The following is a 20631-nucleotide window of genomic DNA, read 5'->3' on the forward strand; positions in this document are numbered from 1 at the left end:
AAAGTCGGGACTACTGAACCGGTTCAGCAGTCAGACCGAACCTAGGTGATATCCCAGGGTCGGTCAAGCAATACATGGGGTTAGTGTGTAGGCCATGGCCAAGGAAACCATCGCCGGGCTGGCGAAGAGGCTGGGCATCTCGAAGGCGTCCGTCTCCTACGCGCTCAACGGCCTGCCGGGGGTCAGCGAACTGACCCGACGTCGTGTCCTGGACCTCGCCGAGGAACTCGACTGGTACCCCAGCTCCTCGGCCCGCGCGCTGTCCCGGTCGCGTGCGGGAGCCGTGGGCATGGTGCTGTCCGCCGATCCCCTGCTCATCGGCACGGAGCCCTACCACATGGGGTTGCTCACCGGCATCGAGACGGCCCTCGCCGAGGGCGACCTGGCCCTGATGCTGCGCATGGTCGGCAACGACCCCGCCCAGGAGCGTGCCGCCTACGAGCGCTGGGCCGGGGAGCGGAAGGTCGACGGCGTCCTCGTGTTCGACCTCCTGCTCGAGGACCCGCGACCCGCCCTGCTGGACCGCCTGGGGCTGCCGTTCGTGCTGCACGGGGGGCCCGAGACCGGGACGTCCCCCACCTTCTCCGGGACCACGACGGACCACGCCGTCGACGCCGCGACCGTCGTCGACCACCTCCACGACGCCGGGCACCGCCGGATTGCGCACGTGTCCGGTCCGCACCGCTTCCTCCACGAGGAGGAGCGCATCCGCGGGGTGCGGGAGCGCGCGGCCGGCCACGACATGGAGGTCGTCCAGCACGAGGCGGACTACGCGCTCCGCGCCGGTCACGACGCCATGGTGACCCTGCTCCGCGCACCGCGGACACCGGTGACGGCTGTGGTGTTCGGCAACGACCTCATGGCGATGGGCGGGCTGCTCGCCCTGCGCGAACTCGGCCTGCGCTGCCCCGACGACGTCGCGATCATCAGCTGGGACGACTCCCTGCACTGCCGGCTCGCGTCCCCCGGGGTCACGGCCCTGTCCCGGAATCCGGGCCTGCAGGGCCGCGTGGCCGCCGAGCTCCTGCTCGCCCTGCTCGACACCGGCACCATCCAGACGAGGTCCATGCCGCACGGCGAACTCGTGGTCAGGCCGAGCACCGCCACGGGCTGAGCGACCGGCCCTGCACGGCACACCGCCCGGGCACGACGGACCACAGCAACCGCAGGACTTCGGCTACACGCAAGATCTCCGCACCACCACCACTCGTGCCGGACGACGCGGATGCACCTGTGGTTTGCTGTTCCTAGGTTCTTTAGCAATCAGGCGACTTGGTGCACTCCGTGCCACAACGCCGCCTGGATCACGCCGACGGTCATCAGAAGGTCTCACGCACATGCAGAACGCCCAGATCCCGGCCCGCGGCCGCCTCGCCCCCCGGCCTCCCTCCGGTCCTGCCGTCGATGCTCCGGGCCGACCGGGCAGCGAGGTGGATGCGCTGCTCCGCCGGGTCGGGCAGGGCGACGCGCAGGCATTCGAGGACCTGTACCGGCAGACCTCCGCCCGCGTGTACGGGCTCGCCCGGAAAGTGCTCGTCGACGCCGAGATGAGTGCCGAGGCGACGCAGGACGTCTTCCTCGCCCTCTGGCAGGGCGGCGCGGCGCGGTTCGATCCCGGTCTCGGCACCGGGATGTCCTGGATCATGACCGTCACGCACCGCCGCGCGGTCGACAAGGTCCGGTCCGAGGAATCCCACCGGACCAGAGACCTGAAGTGGGGGATCAGGAACCAGGACGTCGACTACGACCAGGTCGCGGACGCGGTGATCCAGCAGTCCGAGACCGCCGCGGTCCGGGCCTGCCTGAACACCCTGTCCGCCGCGCAGCGTGAGGCGATCCATCTCGCCTACTACGCCGGCCTGACCTATGTCGAGGTCGCCGAACACCTGGGCATCCCCATACCGACCGCCAAGACCCGGATCCGGGACGGCATCAAACGCCTCAGGACCTCCCTCCAGGAGGCGCACTGAATGAACAACCCCCGGGTCCACGTCCTATAGTTCTTCGGAGGAAAGCGTTCGACGTCTTCGCCCGCCAGATCCGAAGTGATCGACGACCCGGCACGGTCCAGATCGCTGCGGCCCGGATCGCCGACCTGAGACCCCCTCGTTCAAGGAGCCAGCCGCATGCCCGACGAAAAGGAACTTGCCCGCGAGACGGATCGCGATCCGGTCACCGCACTCCTGCAGGACATGGTCCTCGAAAGCGATGACGTCCAGGATTTCCTCACGGGACTGGCGACCATAGCCTCCGAAGCGTTCAGCAGTGCGTACGGTGGGGTGTTCTGCGGGGTCACGCTCCTGCGCCCGCGATCGATGATCACGGTCGCCAGCAGCAGCGACAAGGCTCGCGAGCTCGACGAAGTGCAGTACGGGTTCGACGACGGCCCCTGCCTCCGCGCCGCCCGCACCGGTGAGACCGTGCATGTCCGGGACTTCCTCACCGAGGAACGCTTCCCTGAATACCGTCAGGCCATCGCCTCCCATGGCCTGCGCTCCGCCCTCGGCATCCCCATCCGGCTCGACGACGGCGCCAGCGCCGGCCTGGATTTCTACTCCACCACCCCGGACGCCTTCGACGCCAGGGGCATCGCGGTGGCCGAGGGCTTCGCACGCGACGCCTCACGATCCCTCCGACTCGCCGTGCGGATCGCCAGGCTCAGCGAGGACACGCAACACCTCAAGGCCGCCATGACGACCCGCACCACGATCGACACCGCCGTCGGGGCCATCATGGCCCAGAACAGGTGCAGCCAGAAGGAGGCTTTCGCGATCCTCCGCCAGGCATCCTCCACGCGCAACGTGAAGGTATCGGACCTCGCGGCCGGCATCCTCACCTCAGTGGGACAGGCAGAACCGCTGACAACCCACTTCGACCACTGACGGCGACCACGCCTGGCGTGCGCCGGTGGTTCGATCTCTGCGGGGCGGAGCGAACCCGGCTCCGCTACCGCGCCTTCCTGCCGGGGAGGTCGCCGCTGCTGATGAGGTGATCGGCGACGCTCCAGAGCTTCAGGTGCGTGCGCTGGCTGGCCATGGACAGCACGATGAACGCCTGCTCACCGGTGATCCTGTGGCGTTCCATCAGGATGCCTTGGCCTGCCCGATCACGTCCCGGGAGTCCACGGCCTCATGGAGCTGCCGGGTCTTCTCGGCCTCGGCGAACGCCACCGCCGCATGGGAGGCGACCAGCAGGCCCACGTTCCCAGGACGACACTGACGGAACCCTCGTCGACCCCCGGGATCAGGTCGATGGCCGCGTGCACGAACCCGCTCAGGATCGCGTCCGAGTCCGGTTCCTGCTGCAGCACCCTGGCCAGCTCCGCCGCTCACAGTAGTGCTCGTCGTCCTGGGATGCCCGTCGGGAGGCGCTACCCCCGCTGGACGATCATCGACCGGTCGCCGCCGCTGTACCACCCGCGCGGCCGTTGCCTCCGTGTCCGCTGCCGGCAGGGAGCGGCCCGACCCACAGTTTCCTGAGGACCACGCCGTGCGAGCGGTGGTTGCTTCCATCCGGGATTGGCTCTTGACTGGGAGGAGTCCTCGGGTCGAGCAAACGGCACCGGGGACTGCAGGAGTGCAGGGCCTGGCGCCCTGCACTCCTGTTCATGCCCGGCTCGCGGCCCACCTCATCGACCGTCGGCAGGAAACATGGCGCGGCAGACCCACTCAGTCGTGCATCCTGAGACGATGAAGGACACGCCAGGCCATGAGGCGGCCACGAGCTCCGGAGCATCAGCCGGGATCAGCGCCCTCGTCGGAGCCTTCGGTGCGATGGCCGAGGACATCGACCTGAACACCGTCCTGGAGAGGGTCGTGTCCTCGGCCTGCAGACTCGTCGACGCACGGTACGGGGCACTGGGAGTGATCGGGCCGGATCGGCTGCTCAGCGCTTTCATCACCGTCAAACTCGGGAGCGACGAGGCCGGGAAAGCCGCGTCGAGGCCTCGGGGCGGCGGTGTCCCGGACCCGTCGGGCGCCGGCCCCCTTCCCTTGCCCCTGCCGGATCTGCCTCCGCGCCGGCACGAGGCCGGCTTTCCTCCCCGCCACCCTGAGATGAGCTCGTTCCTCGGAGTTCCCATCCGGATCCGGGACCGGGTCTTCGGGAACCTGTACCTCACCGAGAAGAGCGGGGGAGGAGGATTCACCAGCACCGATGAGGAACTCCTCGTCGCCCTCGCCGCCGCGGCCGCCATCGCGATCGCGAACTCCCGCCTGTTCGACGACTCGGTCCGCCGGACCCGGTGGCTCGAGGGCGGCCTCGACGCCGTCCGCGAGATCCTCGACCAGACCGATCCCGTGCGGAGCCATCACGCATCGGTCGCGCACTACGCCCTGCGGGCATCGCACAGCGACGTCGCGCTCGTTCTCCGCGAGATCGGCGATCAGCGAGGGCTCCTCTGTGCGGCGGCGGACGGCCAGGACGCCGCCTCCTTCGCCGGAGCATCCTGGAACTATCCGGCGCTGCTGGAGGATCTGACAGCGGTGTCGCCTCCGCTGGTGCTGACACCGGTGGAGATCGCCCGCCTGATGCCGGGATCCTCGCTTCCTGCTCCGACGACGGCCCTGTGTGTGCGGCTCGCGGGGTCCGGGGAGCGGCAGTACCTCCTCTTCGGGCGCCGCGCAGAGTCCTCGTTCACCGACGTCGACCGGGAGATGGTGCGGACGTTCACGTCCCACGTCTCGTTGGCCCTGGAACTGCTGCGGGCCCAGCGGCAACGGGAACAGGAAGCGGTGTTCGGCGACCGGGACCGGATCGCCCGCGATCTCCACGACCTGGTCATCCAGCGACTGTTCGCGACGGGCCTGAGCATCCAGGTCCTCCGCAAACACCTCTCCGACCGCAGGGCGCTCGACCGCATCAGCGTGGTGACCGCCGAACTGGACGCCACGATCAGGGAGCTGCGCGACACCATCTACTCCCTGCGCTCGGTCCCGCGGATCGCCTCGACCTTCAGCTCCGGCGTCTTCGCCCTCGTAGCGGCAGGGGCCGAGAACTTCTCCCTCCAGCCCGTGCTGCGCCTCTCGGGCCCCCTCGACGCCGCTGTCGGCCCCGGGGTGGCCGAACACGTCAACGGGGTCCTCCGGGAGGGGCTGTCCAACGCGCTCCGACACGCTGCAGCGCACTCCATCACGATCACCCTGCAGGCCCTTCCGGATCGCCTCGAGATGGGAATCATCGACGACGGCTCCGGGTTCGTCGAACCGTCCGCGGGCCCCGGCCTGACGGAGATGCGTCGCCAGGCCGACCTCTGCGACGGCACCCTGTCGATCTCGAGCACCCCCGGCCACGGAACGCGCATCCTGCTCATCGTGCCCCTGAGCGCCCAGGAGGACGGACCACCGGAAGCCCGGAAGTAGGAGACGATTGCGGTAGTGTCGGTCTCGCCTCTAGAAGCGGGGCTCTTGGGTTTGTGGCATGTGAATGAGGCACTTCGTGAGTGATAACAGCAGGTTGGACCCGAACAGGCTCTTCCCGGAGGATCTGACATCGATCGATCGGGATGACCTTGACATCCTGAACAGCAGGAACCACCGCTCGAGGGATGTGCAGTACATCCGTGACGGTGGGGTGGATGCCGAGACCGAAGGGCAGCACCACGAGCTCCGGGAGGAGCTCGATCGCCGCCAGCTGGTCCGCGACACCCCGGTATCCGTCGAGGACGACGCCGACAGCGAGGCGAAGGAAGCCTGAGCCTGCCGGCGGCGGGCGCTCCGCTATCCGCTCAGAGCGCTACGAGGGCGTCGATGATGTCACCGGTCTCCGTGCGGTCCGTGTAGTCCGCGTGCACGTCGATGAAGCGGATGGTGCCCGTCGCATCAGCCACGATCACCGTGGGGAACGGGATCATCAGGGTCCGGTCCGCGTTGGACCCGGCGACGTCGATGCCGAGGGCGATGCGCGCGAGCGTGGACTCGGGGCTGGGCACTGTGACGATCCCGAGCCGCGAGGCGAGTGCGTTCCCTGCGTCCGAGTAGAGCGGCAGATACAGTCCCGACTCGTGCGCCATCTTCTGCGCGATCTCCGGGTCCTGCGGACTGATGGCGATGAGTCGCGTCCCGAAGCTCTCCGCGAGGGGGCTCAGCTCCCGCTGATAGGTCTGCAGGGCGATGTTGCAGTAGGGGCACCATGCGCCACGGTAGAAGACGATGATCGCGGCTGCCGACCCGAGAACCTCCCGCAGGGTCGCCGGTCGCCGTTGGTCGTCGTACAGGAGAACATCCGGAAGCTTGTCCCCCACGCGGGCGATCCCGTCCGGGAGCCCAGCACGGCGGAGCTCCTCCTGCTCCATCTCGAAGACCTCCGCGAGCGCCGGACCGACCTGCGCCTCGAACGTCGGCGTGAACTCGTCCACCTGCGCCGCGATGGTGTCCGTGAACTTCTGCTTCTGCTTCATTTTCCCCCTCCGCCCATCCACGACGGGAGCCTCGAGCCTGTCGCTATTCCAATTGTGGTGCAGAGCACACGATTTCCCAAGGCCACGGGCGCGTCCCCTCGGCGTCGGGAGGTCGATTCCGCTGCGGCCGGGGGCTGCCGGGGAAGCGCCCTGCGGAAGATCTGCCGGAATCCTTCGCCCCCGCCCGGCGGATTTCGGCCCCGGCGCTGCAGGTACACGAGGACGATGGACTGGGCCCCGCCGCATCGCAAGGGGCCACCACGTCCGGGCGACCGCCCGGCGACGAAGGCGAACCCGACGCGAGCCGGGACGCACAGCCAAGGGACCCTCGCGGTCAGCCGGGCCACCGAACCAGCGAGGTGCCGATCATGTCTGCCGTTCCCCGTGTCGCAGTCTCCGCCCTCCGGACCGCCGCCGCGCGCCTCGTCGTGGTCGTCGCGGCGCTGGCCGTCCTGATGGTCGGGGTGGCGCCGGTATCCGCCCAGGCCGCAGCCACGATCACGGTCGGTGCCGTCTCCGGAACACCCGGCACCGCCGTCACCGTGACGGGTGCCGGCTTCCCCAGGAAGACGAGGGGGATCGTCGTGGCAGGGACCGTGAGCGTGCCCCTGACCACGACACCGAAGGGCTCCTTCGCGGTGTCGATCGTGCCGGCGGGGGCCGGCCCGGTGGAGATCACGGCGACGGCCGGTACCGCCACCGCGAGCGCCGGTTACACCGTCCTGGACCCGGCACCTGCATCGGGCGCCCCGAAGGGCCTCCGGTTCGGTGTCGGCACCGACGGCGGGCCCGCGGCCGGCGGAGAGCTCGACGACGTCGCCGCCCTTGCGGGAGAGGCGCCGTCCCTGGTGCTGTCCTACAAGGACTTCAACCAGCCCGCCCCTATCGCGGAGCTGGATGCCGTGCGCGCCCGCGGCGCCGAGACGCTGCTGACGTGGGAGCCGTGGACCTGGGGCGGCGGCACCGGGCAGCCTGCCTACTCCCTCGACCGCATCGCGGCCGGTGAGTTCGACGCCTATCTCCGCGAGTGGGGCACCGCCCTGGGGCGCTGGGGGCACCCGGTGTACCTGCGGTTCGCGCACGAGATGAACGGGGACTGGTACCCGTGGGCGGCCGGCGTCAACAGCAACACCGCGGGCGACTACATCGCGGCCTACCGGCACGTGCACGACGTCGTTACGTCCACCGGCGCGACCAACATCAGCTGGGTCTGGAACCCCAACGTCCCCTACTGGGGATCCACGCCCCTGGACCAGCTGTACCCGGGCGGAGAGTACGTCGACGTCGTCGCACTCGACGGCTACAACTGGGGTGGGTCGCAGGCGTGGACCTCCTGGCAAGGACCCGAGGCACTGTTCGGCGACGGGATCGCGCAGCTCCGGCGCCTCGCACCGGGCACGCCGATCATGATCGCCGAGACGGCGTCGTCCGAGATCGGCGGGTCCAAGTCCCAGTGGATCTCCGACCTGTTCAGGTATGTCTCAGCGCAGGAGGACGTCGTCGCGCTCGTCTGGTTCCACATCGCCAAGGAGACCGACTGGCGCATCGACAGCAGCGCCGCCTCCGCCGGCGCCTTCGCGACCGCCCTCACCACGCGACGCTGACAGCCGCTCCGCACGGGATGAGGCGTCTTCGTCAGCCCGGCGACGGTAACGACTGGCAGCGCGGACACCACCAGCTGCGACGGCGGCCCGGATCGTTCGGCACCTCCGCCCTGACGCGCACGGTGGTGCCGCATCGGAGGCACGGCCTGCCCGCCCGGCCGGCCACCCAGTGCTTCTCCCCCCGGCGGGTGTTCCCCGTGGTGACCTGGTGCGCGCCGGGCTGGGTGGCCGAGAACCGCAGGCACCGGGCGCCGAGGGCCACCAGCGCCGGGAGGTCGACGTCGGCGACCGCCGTGTCGGGGTGGACGCCCCGCAGGAAGCAGAGCTCGTTGGCCCACAGGTTCCCGAACCCGGCGACGTTCCGCTGATCGAGCAGGGCGGCCGCCACGCGCTCCCCCGGGTCGCGGCGCAGCCTGCGCACCGCCTCGTCCATCGACCAGTCGTCCCGCAGCGGATCGGGACCGAGGTGACCCACGGCGTCGCCCTCCGCCCGGGTGGGCAGCAGGTCGACGACGGGCAGGTCCAGGCCGTACGCCGTGGGGCCGTCCTGCACCGCGAGGATCACCCGGACGTCCGGCAGGAGTTTCCGCGGCAGTGCCCTGCCGGGGGCCGTGACCGTCCACGACCCCTGCATCAGCAGGTGCGTATGCAGGGTCAGCCCGCCGTCGAACCGCGTCAGCAGGTGCTTGCCGTGGGTCACATGCTCGGTGATGCGCATGCCGTCCAGCGGCGTGGTGGCGTGCGCGGGGACCCGCAGGTCGCCGCGGTTGAGCGTGCGCCCGTCGAGGGATCTCCGCAGACGGGCGGCGAGCCGGAACACGCTGTCACCCTCGGGCATGGGCCCTCCCTGTCCTGTTGCTGCCGCGGCCAACCTAGCGCCCGGCACCGACGCTTCGTCCCCGGCACGACCCGCCGCGCGGCGCCCCCATACAGCATGTCGCCCATGGCGAACTTCTCTCGCCGCAGCCGACCGCGTGGTCTAGATTCGGAAGGAACGCAGTCCATCGAAGGGAGAACACCATGAAGAACAAGCTTGTTTTCGCAGCAGGCATGGCGGTCGGCTACGTCCTCGGGACGCGGGCCGGCCGGGAGAGCTACGAGCAGCTCAAGACCAAGGCGCAGGAGCTGTGGGAGAACCCGAAGGTGCAGGACACGGTCGCCTCGACCACCGACACCATCAAGAGCAAGGCTCCCGAGGTGCAGGACTCCCTGAAGGGCGCACTGAAGAAGGGCGAGACCGGTAAGGGCGGCAAGGCGAAGGGTGGCGCCGGGACCACGGGGACCACGGGACCGAGCGGCGGGAATCCCCGCGACGTCGAGGACACCCCGTTCCAGGCACAGGACAGCGAGACCCGTCCTGAGCTCGGGAAGGATCTCGGGAAGTAGCGGCTCTCCACGAGGCGGCCCCGGCATGACGCCGGGGCCGCCTCTTCCGTGTCCCCTCCGGGAACGGTCAGACGCTCTCGCCGACCACTCCCCCGGTGTCCGGCACTGTCGCGCAGTCCTCCCTGACGAGGACGGCGTTGACGGCGACTGCCGTCCGGTAGGCGTCTCCGGCGGCGGTGACGAGGTGGGCGGCGGGGTCCGCGGCATTGCCGACCGCCCAGACCCGCTCCCGTGACGCCCGGCCGAGACGATCGGTGACGATGCAGCCGTCGTCGCGCAGCTCGCAGCCCAACGAGGAGACCAGCGGGGAACCCGCGTCCGCCCCCGGTTCGCAGAACACCGCGATGCACGGCACCCGTTCCCCGTCGGCGGACCCGTCGTCCACGCGGACGGCGACGAGCGCCCGCGGACTGCCGCCGTCCGGCGCTTCGTCCGGAACGAATTCCCGGACCGTCCCGTCCACCACCCGGACGCCCCTGACTCGGAGGCGGCGTGCGTCCTCCTCCGGCACGGGGCCGAGGAGGTGCGGGAAGTAGGTCACGTCCGCCGACCACTGCCGCAGCAGGAGAGCCTGCGCGGGCGATGCGTCGGTGCAGCCGATCACGCCGAGCGCCTGGTCCCTCACCTCCCAGCCGTGGCAGTACGGACACTGCAGCAGCCCCCTGCCCCACGTCTCCCGGGCGCCCGGGACCTCCGGGAGGACGTCCCGGAGGCCCGAGGCGAGGATCAGGTGCCGCCCCTGCGCCGTCGCGCCGTCCGTGGTCGCCACGGTCCAGACGCCCGTCCGATCATCCGAGCCGTCGACGAGGACGCCGTCCACGACGCCGTCCAGGAAGCGCACCCCGTAGGGTTCCAGTTCCGCCCGGCCCAGGGCCACGAGGTGCTCCGGGGTGGTGCCGTCGCGGGTCGTGAAGCCGAAGGCTGCGTCCGCCGGTGCGTTGCGGGGCGTTCCGCCGTCGATCACGAGGACGCGCCGCCGCGCCCGCCCGAGCACGAGGGCTGCGCTCAGCCCCGCGATCCCGCCGCCGACGACGACGGCGTCATACACTCCGGGTCTGTCCATCCCACCATCCGACCACGCCGCGGGGCCGCACCGCGGCCGCACTTTTCCCTTGCGCTCAGCCGGCGGGTCGCGCGGCGGGGCCGGTCGGCCCGGGATCGGAGGTCAGGCCCAGCGACGCCACGAGGGACGAGAAACGCCCGTTCGCAGCAAGGTCCTCGACGAGGACGGCCCTGCCGTCGGCGTCGGCGAGAGGTATCCGCCAGTTGGGGTACTCGTCGCTGGTGCCCGGCTGGTTCTGCGTGCGGCGCTCCCCGACGGCGTCGGCGAGCGCCACGCCCAGCAGGATGGACGGTGTCTGCCCGATGAACGCGTGCAGGGCCTCGACGGTCTCCGGGACGCCGGCAGGGCCGTCGGCGAGGAGATGGCGCTCCCGGAGGAGGTCGAGGAACTTCTCCTGCACGGCGCGGTCCTCGGCCTGCTCCTCCTCGACGGGCCGGCTGAGGAGGCCGAGCCTCTCGCGCAGCGCCACGTGCTCGCCCGCCAGATACCCTGCGCTGGGCGGGAGGTCGTGCACGGTCACCGTTGTCAGGCAGCCCTTGCGGTAGGCCTCGGGGGGAAGGGGTCCGTCCTCGTCCTGTTCGAACCACAGGATCGAGGTGCCGAGGATGCCGCGTTCGGCCAGGTACTCCTGCACTCCGGGTTCGAAGACCCCGAGGTCCTCCCCGACCACGATCGCGCCGGCCCGTTCCGCCTCGAGGGCGAGGATGCCGATCAGCGCCCGGTGGTCGTAGTACACGTAGGCTCCCGCGCCGGGCGCCTCGCCCTGTGGGATCCACCACAGCCGGAACAGGCCGAGGATGTGGTCCACCCTGATGCCACCGGCATGCCGCAGGATGTTGCGGAGCATGTCGCGGAACGCCACATAGCCGGAAGCCGCCAGGCGGTCCGGGTGCCACGGCGGCTGGCTCCAGTCCTGGCCGAGCTGGTTGAACATGTCGGGTGGCGCGCCGACGCTGATGCCCGCGGCGAGGACGTCCTGGAGCGCCCATGCATCCGCCCCGCTGGGGTGGACGCCCACGGCGAGGTCATGCACCACACCGATGGACATCCCTGCATCGGTCGCCGCTCGCTGGGCGTCCCGCAACTGCTCGTCGAGCAGCCACTGCAGCCACGCGTGGAACTCGATCCGTGGCGCATGGCGCTCGGTGAACTGCCGGGCTCCGGGCGAGCCGGGGCGTCCGACGTCGTGCCATTCCGGGGCGTCCGGCGGATACGCCTCGGCGAGCGCCGACCACAGCGCGAAGTCGGCCAGCCCCCGGCCCTGGTGGGCACGGTAGGCGTCGAAGTCCTGCTGGCGCCCCGCGGGGCGTTCGACGGCGAAGACCAGCTCGAGGGCCTCCAGCTTCGCGGCGTACGAGGAGTCCCGGTCGAGCAGGTCGGTGGCCGTGTTCACGGCGGAGAAACCCGCGGCCAGGGCATCGATGCGCGTCCGCGCCGCGGTGTCGAGGCTCGCGTACTCGGGGATGTCCTCGACGCGCAGGTACAGGGGGTGGAAGTACCGGCGGGTGGTCGGCAGGTAGGGCGAGGGTTCCACCGGCGGTACGGGCTCGGCGGCGTGCAGGGGGTTCACCAGCACGAAGTCACCCCGGTGCTGCGCGGCCGCCTGCGCGATCCGGCCGAGGTCCGCGAGGTCGCCGATACCCCAGGAGTCCGCGGAGCGGACCGAGTACAGCTGGGCCATCAGGCCCCAGCCACGGTGGTCGGCCAACGCGGCCGTGGTGCTCAGCCGGTCGGGCGTGACGACGAAGGCGCAGGTGCTCTCCTGCCCGTCCACGCGGGCGTGAAGCGTGTGCCAGCCCAGCGGGACGGCGTGCGGCAGCGTGCCCTCCCTCCGCTCGAGGTCCCGGCCGTCGACCGTGCGGGCCTCCCCCGGCTCGCCCACGGTCCCCGGGTGGCGGACCCCGTTCTCGTCCACGGCCCAGAAGTCCACCTCCGCACCGGCCGGCACGTGGAGAGGCACGGGGTCGGCGTCACGCCGGCGCACGACGACGACGTGGGGCAGGACCGAGCGCCATGCGGCGGTCGCGGAGTCCGCGAGGGCCTGCGCGATGGCGGTATCGGACGAGGCATCGACCCCGAGCGCCGTGAGGACCGCCACGAGCGTCTCCGGGGCCACCTCGGCCGGTTCACCGTCCCACCCCTTGAAGGTGGTCCCCACCCGGTGGGCCTCGGCGAGCTGCGCGAGGGGAGAAGGGGTCCGTGGGCGTGGGTCGTCGTGCTGCGTGGTGTCGGCCATGGCTCCAATCTAGGCGGCCATCAGCAGGCTGTGCATCCGCACCCGCCACCCGCCCGGAGTTGACGGGGTCGGGGACTCCGGGCCCCACCCCGCCACGGGTGACGGATTCGGGGCGGAGGACGGGTGCAGGGTTACCAGGTGTCCTTCGTGTAGGTGCGGTTGAGGCGGGCGATCAGCGTGCCGAGCACCTCCACGTCCTCCGGCCTCCAGCTGCGCATGAGGGCCGTGAAAGCCGTGCGTCGGCCGCTCTGCGCGGCCGCGAGCTGCTGCTGCCCGAGCGGGGTGAGGACCACGCGCTGGGAACGGGCGTCGTGCGGGTCGAGCTCGCGGTTGACGAGCCCCAGCCGCTCGAGCCCGGCGAGTTGCCGGCTCACGGACGGCTTGCCCACCCCGATGCTGAGGGCGATGTCCGTCGCCCGGAGGGACCCCTCCCGCTGCAGGAGCGTCAGGATGCCGTAGGCGGCCGGCTCCATGTCGGGGTGCACGTGCTTCGCGAGCGCATGGGACGTGGTCCGTTCCCGGCGCCACAGCACGCTCGTCTGCTCCTCGAGCACCTCGATGGCGCGGTCGAATTCGACGTCACCGGCCCCCGCTGCTGTCTCCATTCCCGAAGCGTATAGACGAGCGGCCCGGGCGGGGAGGGTTTCCGGTGAACATTCCTGAAGATTTCAGCGCGCGGGCCACGTCTGCGTCCTGACGAAGTCCCGGTGGATCTCCGTCTGGGAAAGCGCGGACAGCAACTGGAAACCCTGCAGCCCCTCCCAGCCCGCGGTCCAGGTCAGGCGCGACGCGAGATCCCAGACGGTGGGCTCCTCCACGTCCGCGAGGACCGCCGCCACCTCCCGCGCACGCTTCAGCTGATGCTCGGCGCTCTCGTCCGCCCGCCCGCCCAGCCCGGAGAACCGGTGGCCGTGCCCCGGAAGGGCCTCGTAGTGTCCGTAGCGGCGCACCCGGTCGATGGACGCCACGTAGTCGGCCAACGGGTTCGACGGCGTCGTGCCCCCGAGTCCCAGCCCCGCGAACACGGTGGGCAGCACGTGGTCGCCCGTGAAGAGGAGCCCGCGGTCGTCGTCGCGCAGGCAGATGTGGCCGGCCGTGTGGCCCGGCGTACCCATCACGACCGTCCGGAAGCCGGGGACGGGCAGGACGTCGCCGTCGGACAGGGTGCGGTCCACGGCCAGCACGAGCCCGTCGGGCGAGCGGTCCACGAAGCGGGAGAGCTCGTCCCGGCGCTCCTGCGGGACGTCCCACCCGTCGAGGCGCGCGGTCACCTCGTCGGGGTCGAGCAGGCGGGTGTCGTGGCGCTCGAGGGCGGCACGCTCCGCACCGTGCATCGCCAGGGGTGCACCCGAGGCCCGCCGGAGGCGGGCGGCCATGCCCACGTGGTCGGGGTGCAGGTGCGTCCCGGTGATCCCGGTGACGGCCCCGTCCGGCGCGACCGCCACCAGCGCCGATGCCAGCCGGTCCCAGTTCGCGTCGGAGTCCCAGCCGGGGTCGATGACGTGGACGCCGCCGTCCGCACCGCGCAGCAGGTACGTCAAGGAGTAGGCGAGGTGCCCGCCCGGCATGGGCTGCGCGAGGGACCAGACGTCGTCGCGCACCTGCTCCAGCGGCGGGAGCTCCCCGCGATCGGAGGCCGCGAGGTGCTGCGTGCTGGTGTTGTGCATGTGCCCTCCCGATGGTCTCCTCCCACCGTAGACCCGGAACAGGATCGTCGACGCCCCGTTCGGTATTGGTGGTCCCACCCCTGGTGGGACCACCTCTGGTCCGATGGTGCGGCGCCGGAGGGGCACCATCGCAACGGAAGGGGACCACTACGCAGCGGTGGTCAGCAGGCTCCTCAGCCGCGGGGACGGGCTACTGCCACCCCGTTCACCAAGGCCGTGGGGCTGGTCGATGGGTCAACCAGGACGAGGCCCGAGCCGGCTGATGGATCATCAGCCGGCTCGGGCCTCGTCGATCGACGACTCGCCCCGCGCGGGGCTTCCTGCTCAGCCCCCGAAGAGGGCTGCGGCGCGGGTGAGGGTCTGGACGACACCGTAGGCGAGGGGCACTCCGACGAGTGCCCAGACGGCGGTGATTCGTGCTCCGGCCATGTCAGGCCTCCTTCGCAAATTCTCTCGGCGCGTTCCGGACGGGTTCGTGGAAGCGGGCGTTCACGGGCTTGACGAGCAGGTTGGCGATGAAGCCGATGATCAGCAGTGCCACCATGGTGAGCAGGGCAGGCTGGTAGGCGCCCGCGGTGAGCTCGCCCGGGGTGCCCTGCGCGTCGAGGAAGGCGTTCACGATCAGCGGTCCGGCGATCCCGGCGGCGGACCATGCGGTGAGCAGTCGGCCGTGGATGGCGCCGACCTGGTAGGTGCCGAACAGGTCGCGCAGGTAGGCCGGTGCAGTGGCGAAGCCGCCGCCGTAGAAGGAGATGATCACGAAGGCGAGCGCCACGAACAGCAGGGTCGTGGAGGAGCCGGCCAGGGCGAGGATCAGGTACAGGACCGCGCCCACGCCGAGGTAGATCATGTAGATGCGCTTGCGGCCGATGAGGTCCGACATGGTCGACCAGCCGAACCGACCGCCCATGTTGCCGATGGACAGCAGGCCCACGAACCCACCGGCGACGGCGACGGTGACCGCCGTCGTACCGTCCGCGCCGCGGAAGAAGTCCTGGATCATCGGGGAGGCCTGCTCCAGGATGCCGATGCCCGCCGTGACGTTGCAGAACAGGACCACCCACACGAGCCAGAACTGGGGCGTCTTGATCGCGTTCGCGGCGGAGACGTTGTCGGTGGTGATGAGGGGCTTGGACTTCAGCTGGGAGGGATCGAAGCCGTCCGGCTTCCAGCCCTCGGCCGGCACCTTGATGGTGAAGGCGCCGAACATCATGTAGACGAAGTAGATGACCGCAAGGGTTAGGAACAGCTTCCCGACGGCGTCGCCGCTGGCCACCCAGCCCTCGGCGCCCGAATTCGGGTCGTACATGCGGAGCAGCTGCGTGGACAGGGGGCTCGCGATGAGCGCGCCGCCGCCGAAGCCCATGATGGCCATGCCCGTGGCAAGGCCCGGGCGGTCGGGGAACCACTTGATCAGCGTGGACACGGGAGAGATGTAGCCGATCCCCAGCCCGATACCGCCGATGAAGCCGTACCCGAGGTAGACGAGCCACAACTGGTTCGTGAAGATGCCGAGCGCTCCCACCAGGAAGCCGGAGGTCCAGAGCACGGCAGAGGTGAACATGGCCTTGCGCGGACCGTTGCGGTCCACCCAGGTGCCGAGGAGAGCGGCGGACAGGCCGAGCATCACGATCGCGATCGAGAAGATGATGCCGATCTGCGTCAGCGTGGCGTCGAAGTGCGCCGTCAATGCGGTCTTGTAGACACTGGTCGCGTACGCCTGGCCGATGCACAGGTGAACGGCCAGCGCGGCGGGCGGGATCAACCAGCGGTTGAATCCCGGTTTGGCGATGGTGTGGTCGCGGTCGAGCCAACTCATCGATGGCCTCTCTGTCAGCTTGAGTGGCCTCCCCCGGCCATTGTTGTCGAAAGCAATTATGGGGTGCATCACAGCAAGCCGGGGCACAACCCGCGATCGGCGGTAGTTGTGGCGCGTCGAGCGGTTCTGTGATTCGGAAAATACCCAGCCGGCTTAGTAGTTTCGTTACACTGGCGCTCATGACCATCACCGAGCAGAGCGCCGACACCAGACTGAAGCGCGGGATCACCGGCCCGCTCCTGTACCTCTTCATCCTCGGTGACGTCCTCGGGGCCGGCGTCTACGCCCTGGTCGGCGTCATCTCGGGGGAGGTGGGCGGCGCCATCTGGATGCCGCTCATGGTCGCACTGGCGCTGGCCCTCCTGACGGCCGGATCCTACGCCGAGCTGGTCACCAAGTACCCGAAGGCCGGTGGGGCCGCCGTGTTCGCCGAACGAGCCTTCAGGAAGCCGTTCATCTCGTTCCTCGTCGGCTTCTGCATGCTCGCCGCCGGGGTGACCAGCGCCGCCGGACTCGCACAGGCCTTCGCCGGCGGCTACCTCACCACCTTCATCGACGTGCCGGCGACGCCCGCCGCGCTCGTCTTCCTCGTGCTCCTGGGCCTGCTGAACATGCGCGGCATCAAGGAGTCGGTGCGCAGCAACGTGGTCATGACCGTCATCGAGGTCTCGGGCCTCGTCCTCGTGATCGTCGTCGTCGGGATCTTCGTGGCCGCCGGCAACGGTGACCTCTCGCGTGTCAACGAGTTCCCTCCCGGCGTGGGCCCGGCGTCGGCCGTCCTGGCGGCGTCGCTCATCGCCTACTACTCCTTCGTGGGCTTCGAGGTCTCCGCGAACGTCGCCGAGGAGGTCCGCGACGTGAGCCGCGTCTACCCGCGGGCCCTCTTCGGCGCGCTCCTGACGGCCGGCGTCGTCTACCTCCTGATCGGGCTGGCGTCCTCCGCCACCCTCGCCCCCGACCAGCTCGCGGGCTCGAGCTCGCCGCTGCTCGACGTCGTGGCGGCCACCGGCGCGGGCATCCCCGGCTGGCTCTTCAGCCTCGTGGCCCTCATCGCCGTTGCCAACGGCGCCCTCCTCACCATGATCATGTCGAGCAGGATCACCTTCGGGATGGCCGAGCAGGGCCTCTTCCCGTCGGTCTTCGACCGCCTGCTGCCCCGCCGCCGCACCCCCTGGGTGGCCATCGTCGCGACGACGCTGGTCGCCATGGCACTGACGCTGACCGGCGGGCTAGAGTCCCTCTCCCAGACCGTCGTCCTGCTGCTGCTCTTCGTCTTCCTCAGCACCAACATCGCCGTGCTCGTCCTGCGCAAGGACACGGTGGAGCACAAGCACTTCCGCATCCCGGCGGTCTTCCCCTACCTCGCCATCGCGTCCTGCATCCTGCTGCTCACCCAGCAGACGGCCGAGATCTGGGTCCGCACCGGCATCCTGCTCGCCCTCGGCCTCGTCCTGTACGGCGTGCAGCGACTGGTCCGCGGACAGGCACGAGACGCTACCGACCGGTAGGATCTTCCGCCCAACCCATCGCCGGGCCACCCGCCTGCCTACCAGGAGTGGGGCGCGGGCTTCCGGGTGCTGGGCAGTGCGTTGTTGAGGCGCCACTCGTGGATCCACTCGGGCAGCACCAGGTCCGCCGGCGGCGCCCCGAACGCCGCGATGATGTCCTCGTTGCTCACGGGGCCCGACGACGAGACGAGCCTCGTCGCGATGAAGGCCCGCGCGTAGATCTCCCCGGCGGCCACGGCGCGCTGCTCGAAGTAGATGGCGCGCTCGTCCAGGCCGATGATGCGCGTCTCCACGGTGTAGCGCTGGCCGAGCTGGAGCGATTTGCGGAAGCTGATGGTCTCCCCGGCGGCCACCGGGCTCCACCCGCGGCGGCGCATCAGCCGCCACACCCCGCTGCGCACCATCAGGTCGAAGCGGCCGAGGTCGAAGACGGAGAAGTACATCCCGTTGTTCATGTGCATCGCGATGTCGATGTCCGTAAGGAGGACCCGGAGGGTGACACTGCTGGATCCCCAGATAGCGAGGCGCGATCGCCTGCCGGACCGGAAGAGCTGCAGCATCGTGCGGAGGATCAGGTGCATGGACAAGATATTACTCGTCGGTAACATAAGCGCGGTCTGATGCACCCGCCTACACTCGGTGGATGGACCAGGCCTCCCCGCACGCCCTTCCGTTCAGCCGGTACCGGGAGTTGCTGGACCGGGAGTACCGGACCCTCGCCGACCTCATCCCCGCCACCCTCGGCCTGCCCGTGCCCGCGTGCCCGGGCTGGACGGGCGAGGACCTCGCCCGCCACACCGCGATCGTGTTCCTCCACAAGGCGGAGACCATCCGGACGGGCGAGCGTCCGAGCCACGGGTGGCCTCCCGTGAGCATCGGCAGCTTCCCGCCGCAGGCACTGCTCGCCCATTCCTTCACAGCCCTCACCGACCAGTTCGACCGGCACCGCCCGGAGGATCCGGCGGAGACGTTCGTCCCGTGGGACCAGACCGTCGGATTCTGGATCCGGAGGCTCACACACGAGACCGCGATCCACCGGGTGGACCTCGAGGACACGGCGGGAGGCGACCCCACCCCGATGGACCCGGATCTCACCGTGGACGGCATCGACGAGGTGCTGACCGTGATGCTCGTCCGCGGCCAGCCGGACCACGCGGCATCCGGAACGGTGGTCCGCCTCGAGGCGGGCGGGCACTCCTGGGACGTCCGCCTGGCCCCGGGACAGGTCGAGGTCACGCGCGACGCGACGGCGAACGGGCAGCCGACCGTGCGGACGGACCCCGAGGCGCTGCTCCTGTGGCTGTGGGGCCGCGCACCGCAGCCCTTCCCGCCGTCGGATGCCGTTCAGGAGCTCCGCGCACGCCTGGCCCGGGCCCTCTAAACGGAATAGATCCTCCGGATCGCGGGTTGGCACCTGCAGGAAGCAACCGACCATGAGGAGCAGCAATGACCGCCAGTACCCAGATCCAGCTCGTCCGCCGTCCGGTCGGCGCGCCGACCCAGGAGGACTTCGCCACCGTGGCAGTGGAACTGCCCGGACTCGGCGAGGACGAAGTGCGGGTCCGTAACGAGTACGTGTCCGTGGACCCCTACATGCGCGGCCGGATGAACGACTCCAGGTCGTACGTCGCCCCCTTCGGACTCGACGAGACCATGACCGGCGGAGCGGTGGGCCGGGTGGTCGAATCCACGTCCGAGACGATGCCCGTCGGCTCGGCCGTCCTCCACGGCTACGGATGGCGCGACGTCGCGCAGGGTCCGGCCGCCCACTTCTCGCCCCTGCCGGAGACGGAACTGCCGCTGTCCGTCTTCCTCGGTGCCGCGGGCATGACCGGCCTCACCGCCTACGCGGGACTCAAGCGGGTGGCCGGGCTGAAGGAGGGCGACGTCGTCTTCATCTCCGGCGCGGCCGGCGCCGTCGGCTCCATCGCCGGCCAGATCGCCCGCAAGCTGGGCGCCTCGCGCGTGATCGGCTCGGCCGGCTCGGCGGAGAAGGTGGCCCTCCTCAAGGAGAAGTACGGCTACGACGAGGCGTTCAACTACAAGGACGCCCCCGTGCGCCGGCAGCTCCGCGACCTCACGCCGGACGGGATCGACGTCTACTTCGACAACGTGGGCGGGGACCACCTCGAGGCCGCCATCGACCGCCTCAACCGGGGGGGACGTGCGGCGCTGTGCGGCGCGATCTCGCAGTACAACAACACCGAGCGCACCCCCGGACCCGACAACATGGCGAACCTGGTCATGCGGTCCCTCACGCTGGAGGGCTTCATCGTGGGCCAGCACCAGGACCTGCAGGCCGAATTCGCGGAGCGCATGACCGGCTGGCTCGCCGACGGCAGCATCGTGTTCGACGAGACCGTGGTGGACGGCATCCAGAACGCCGTCGAAGCCTTCCTGGACATGATGAACGGCGCCAACACCGGCAAGATGCTCGTCCGCGCCTGAGCACCCGTGTCGCCGTCCGCCGCCCGGCGGGCTGCGATACCGGCGCCACGACGGTAGCGTTCCCGTGCACGACGACCACCACCGTGGGGAGGGCCGACCCGTTCGGCCGCTCGCCCAGCATCGATGCCCATGCAGGTCGATGTGCTTCTCACGGGAACGGGCGGTCGCCGGGGTGACGAGCGGGCCCATCGGCCTCGGCGAGCACGTGTGACCTGGCGCGCCGACACTCCGGTGTCCTCATCCGGACGACGAGCGTCATCACGGAGTTCGACGCACCGCACAGGCTCGTGGACGAACAGCGCACCGGCCCGTCCCGCGACTTCCGTCCCGTCCACGAGTTCTCGGAAGCCGACGGCATCACGACCAGGGTGGACCACCGGATACGCTTCACCGCACCGCGCGGGATTGCAGGAGCCGTCGCGGAACGCATCCTCCTCCTGCCGTACCTGCGCTGCCTCATCGGGGTGCGCAACCGCTTCCTGACCCGGCAGCGAACCGGAGAT

The 20631-nt window shown here is 70.2% G+C and carries 20 protein-coding genes; 10 read left to right on the top strand and 10 right to left on the bottom strand.

The window, feature by feature from the left end:
• The first annotated feature begins 94 nt into the window (after positions 1–94).
• The 3 genes from MWM45_RS15910 (at position 95) to MWM45_RS15920 (ending at position 2882) form a co-directional block, all read left to right on the top strand.
• The gene (locus MWM45_RS15910) at positions 95–1114 is read left to right on the top strand and encodes a LacI family DNA-binding transcriptional regulator (protein WP_247827277.1); all 1020 of its coding nucleotides are present in this window, start codon (positions 95–97) and stop codon (positions 1112–1114) included.
• 223 nt (positions 1115–1337) lie between these two features.
• On the top strand, positions 1338–1970 hold the full coding sequence (gene sigK, locus MWM45_RS15915; protein ID WP_247827278.1) for an ECF RNA polymerase sigma factor SigK: 633 nt from the start codon (positions 1338–1340) through the stop codon (positions 1968–1970).
• Between the two features lie 156 nt (positions 1971–2126).
• Positions 2127–2882, top strand: coding sequence for an ANTAR domain-containing protein (locus MWM45_RS15920; RefSeq protein ID WP_247827279.1), 756 nt, complete (start codon positions 2127–2129; stop codon positions 2880–2882).
• A 64-nt stretch (positions 2883–2946) separates the two neighbouring features.
• Here MWM45_RS15920 and MWM45_RS15925 read toward each other — a convergent pair whose 3' ends face one another.
• A complete protein-coding gene (locus MWM45_RS15925) occupies positions 2947–3084 on the bottom strand; it encodes an ANTAR domain-containing protein (protein WP_247827280.1) in 138 nt (45 codons plus the stop codon).
• Positions 3085–3689: 605 nt separating this feature from the next.
• Here MWM45_RS15925 and MWM45_RS15930 point away from each other — a divergent pair.
• Together MWM45_RS15930 and MWM45_RS15935 are read left to right on the top strand one after the other, a co-directional pair.
• Positions 3690–5360 (top strand): GAF domain-containing sensor histidine kinase, encoded by a 1671-nt coding sequence (locus tag MWM45_RS15930; RefSeq protein ID WP_247827281.1) that lies wholly within the window; start codon positions 3690–3692, stop codon positions 5358–5360.
• A 76-nt stretch (positions 5361–5436) separates the two neighbouring features.
• Positions 5437–5694 carry a hypothetical protein gene (locus tag MWM45_RS15935; RefSeq protein ID WP_247827282.1) on the top strand — a complete coding sequence of 86 codons (258 nt, stop codon included), beginning with the start codon at positions 5437–5439 and terminating at the stop codon, positions 5692–5694.
• A gap of 31 nt (positions 5695–5725) precedes the next feature.
• On the opposite strand, the gene MWM45_RS15940 is transcribed toward MWM45_RS15935, so the two are convergent.
• Entirely contained in the window at positions 5726–6397 is a 672-nt protein-coding gene (locus MWM45_RS15940) for a peroxiredoxin-like family protein (RefSeq protein WP_247827283.1), read from the bottom strand.
• Positions 6398–6765: 368 nt separating this feature from the next.
• On the opposite strand from MWM45_RS15940, the gene MWM45_RS15945 reads away from it, so the two are divergent.
• On the top strand, positions 6766–8001 hold the full coding sequence (locus MWM45_RS15945) for a glycoside hydrolase family 26 protein (protein WP_247827284.1): 1236 nt from the start codon (positions 6766–6768) through the stop codon (positions 7999–8001).
• A 31-nt stretch (positions 8002–8032) separates the two neighbouring features.
• Here the strand turns inward: MWM45_RS15945 and MWM45_RS15950 are convergent, their stop codons facing one another.
• On the bottom strand, positions 8033–8839 hold the full coding sequence (locus MWM45_RS15950) for a DNA-formamidopyrimidine glycosylase family protein (protein ID WP_247827285.1): 807 nt from the start codon (positions 8837–8839) through the stop codon (positions 8033–8035).
• Positions 8840–9021: 182 nt separating this feature from the next.
• On the opposite strand from MWM45_RS15950, the gene MWM45_RS15955 reads away from it, so the two are divergent.
• Positions 9022–9387 (top strand): YtxH domain-containing protein, encoded by a 366-nt coding sequence (locus MWM45_RS15955; protein ID WP_247827286.1) that lies wholly within the window; start codon positions 9022–9024, stop codon positions 9385–9387.
• Between the two features lie 67 nt (positions 9388–9454).
• Here the strand turns inward: MWM45_RS15955 and MWM45_RS15960 are convergent, their stop codons facing one another.
• From MWM45_RS15960 to MWM45_RS15980, 6 genes are all read right to left on the bottom strand, one after another.
• A complete protein-coding gene (locus tag MWM45_RS15960) occupies positions 9455–10450 on the bottom strand; it encodes an NAD(P)/FAD-dependent oxidoreductase (RefSeq protein WP_247827287.1) in 996 nt (331 codons plus the stop codon).
• Between the two features lie 55 nt (positions 10451–10505).
• The gene (malQ, locus tag MWM45_RS15965) at positions 10506–12686 is read right to left on the bottom strand and encodes a 4-alpha-glucanotransferase (protein WP_247827288.1); all 2181 of its coding nucleotides are present in this window, start codon (positions 12684–12686) and stop codon (positions 10506–10508) included.
• 131 nt (positions 12687–12817) lie between these two features.
• Positions 12818–13291, bottom strand: a complete 474-nt coding sequence (locus tag MWM45_RS15970; protein ID WP_043442092.1) for a MarR family winged helix-turn-helix transcriptional regulator — start codon at positions 13289–13291, stop codon at positions 12818–12820.
• 63 nt (positions 13292–13354) lie between these two features.
• Positions 13355–14353, bottom strand: a complete 999-nt coding sequence (locus MWM45_RS15975; protein WP_247827289.1) for an MBL fold metallo-hydrolase — start codon at positions 14351–14353, stop codon at positions 13355–13357.
• Positions 14354–14677: 324 nt separating this feature from the next.
• Positions 14678–14782, bottom strand: a complete 105-nt coding sequence (locus tag MWM45_RS17795; protein WP_418909704.1) for an MFS transporter small subunit — start codon at positions 14780–14782, stop codon at positions 14678–14680.
• Position 14783: 1 nt separating this feature from the next.
• Positions 14784–16172, bottom strand: a complete 1389-nt coding sequence (locus MWM45_RS15980) for an OFA family MFS transporter (RefSeq protein WP_247827290.1) — start codon at positions 16170–16172, stop codon at positions 14784–14786.
• Between the two features lie 179 nt (positions 16173–16351).
• Between MWM45_RS15980 and MWM45_RS15985 the strand changes: the two genes are divergently transcribed.
• Positions 16352–17680, top strand: coding sequence for an APC family permease (locus MWM45_RS15985; protein WP_247827291.1), 1329 nt, complete (start codon positions 16352–16354; stop codon positions 17678–17680).
• A 38-nt stretch (positions 17681–17718) separates the two neighbouring features.
• Here MWM45_RS15985 and MWM45_RS15990 read toward each other — a convergent pair whose 3' ends face one another.
• Positions 17719–18261 (bottom strand): acyl-CoA thioesterase, encoded by a 543-nt coding sequence (locus tag MWM45_RS15990; RefSeq protein ID WP_247827292.1) that lies wholly within the window; start codon positions 18259–18261, stop codon positions 17719–17721.
• Positions 18262–18323: 62 nt separating this feature from the next.
• Here MWM45_RS15990 and MWM45_RS15995 point away from each other — a divergent pair, with 62 nt between their 5' ends.
• Positions 18324–19061 carry a maleylpyruvate isomerase family mycothiol-dependent enzyme gene (locus MWM45_RS15995; RefSeq protein ID WP_247827293.1) on the top strand — a complete coding sequence of 246 codons (738 nt, stop codon included), beginning with the start codon at positions 18324–18326 and terminating at the stop codon, positions 19059–19061.
• Positions 19062–19126: 65 nt separating this feature from the next.
• Positions 19127–20128, top strand: coding sequence for an NADP-dependent oxidoreductase (locus MWM45_RS16000; RefSeq protein WP_247827294.1), 1002 nt, complete (start codon positions 19127–19129; stop codon positions 20126–20128).
• Positions 20129–20631 lie beyond the last annotated feature (503 nt).

This window comes from Arthrobacter antioxidans (genome assembly GCF_023100725.1).
Taxonomy (GTDB): Bacteria; Actinomycetota; Actinomycetes; order Actinomycetales; family Micrococcaceae; genus Arthrobacter_D; species Arthrobacter_D antioxidans.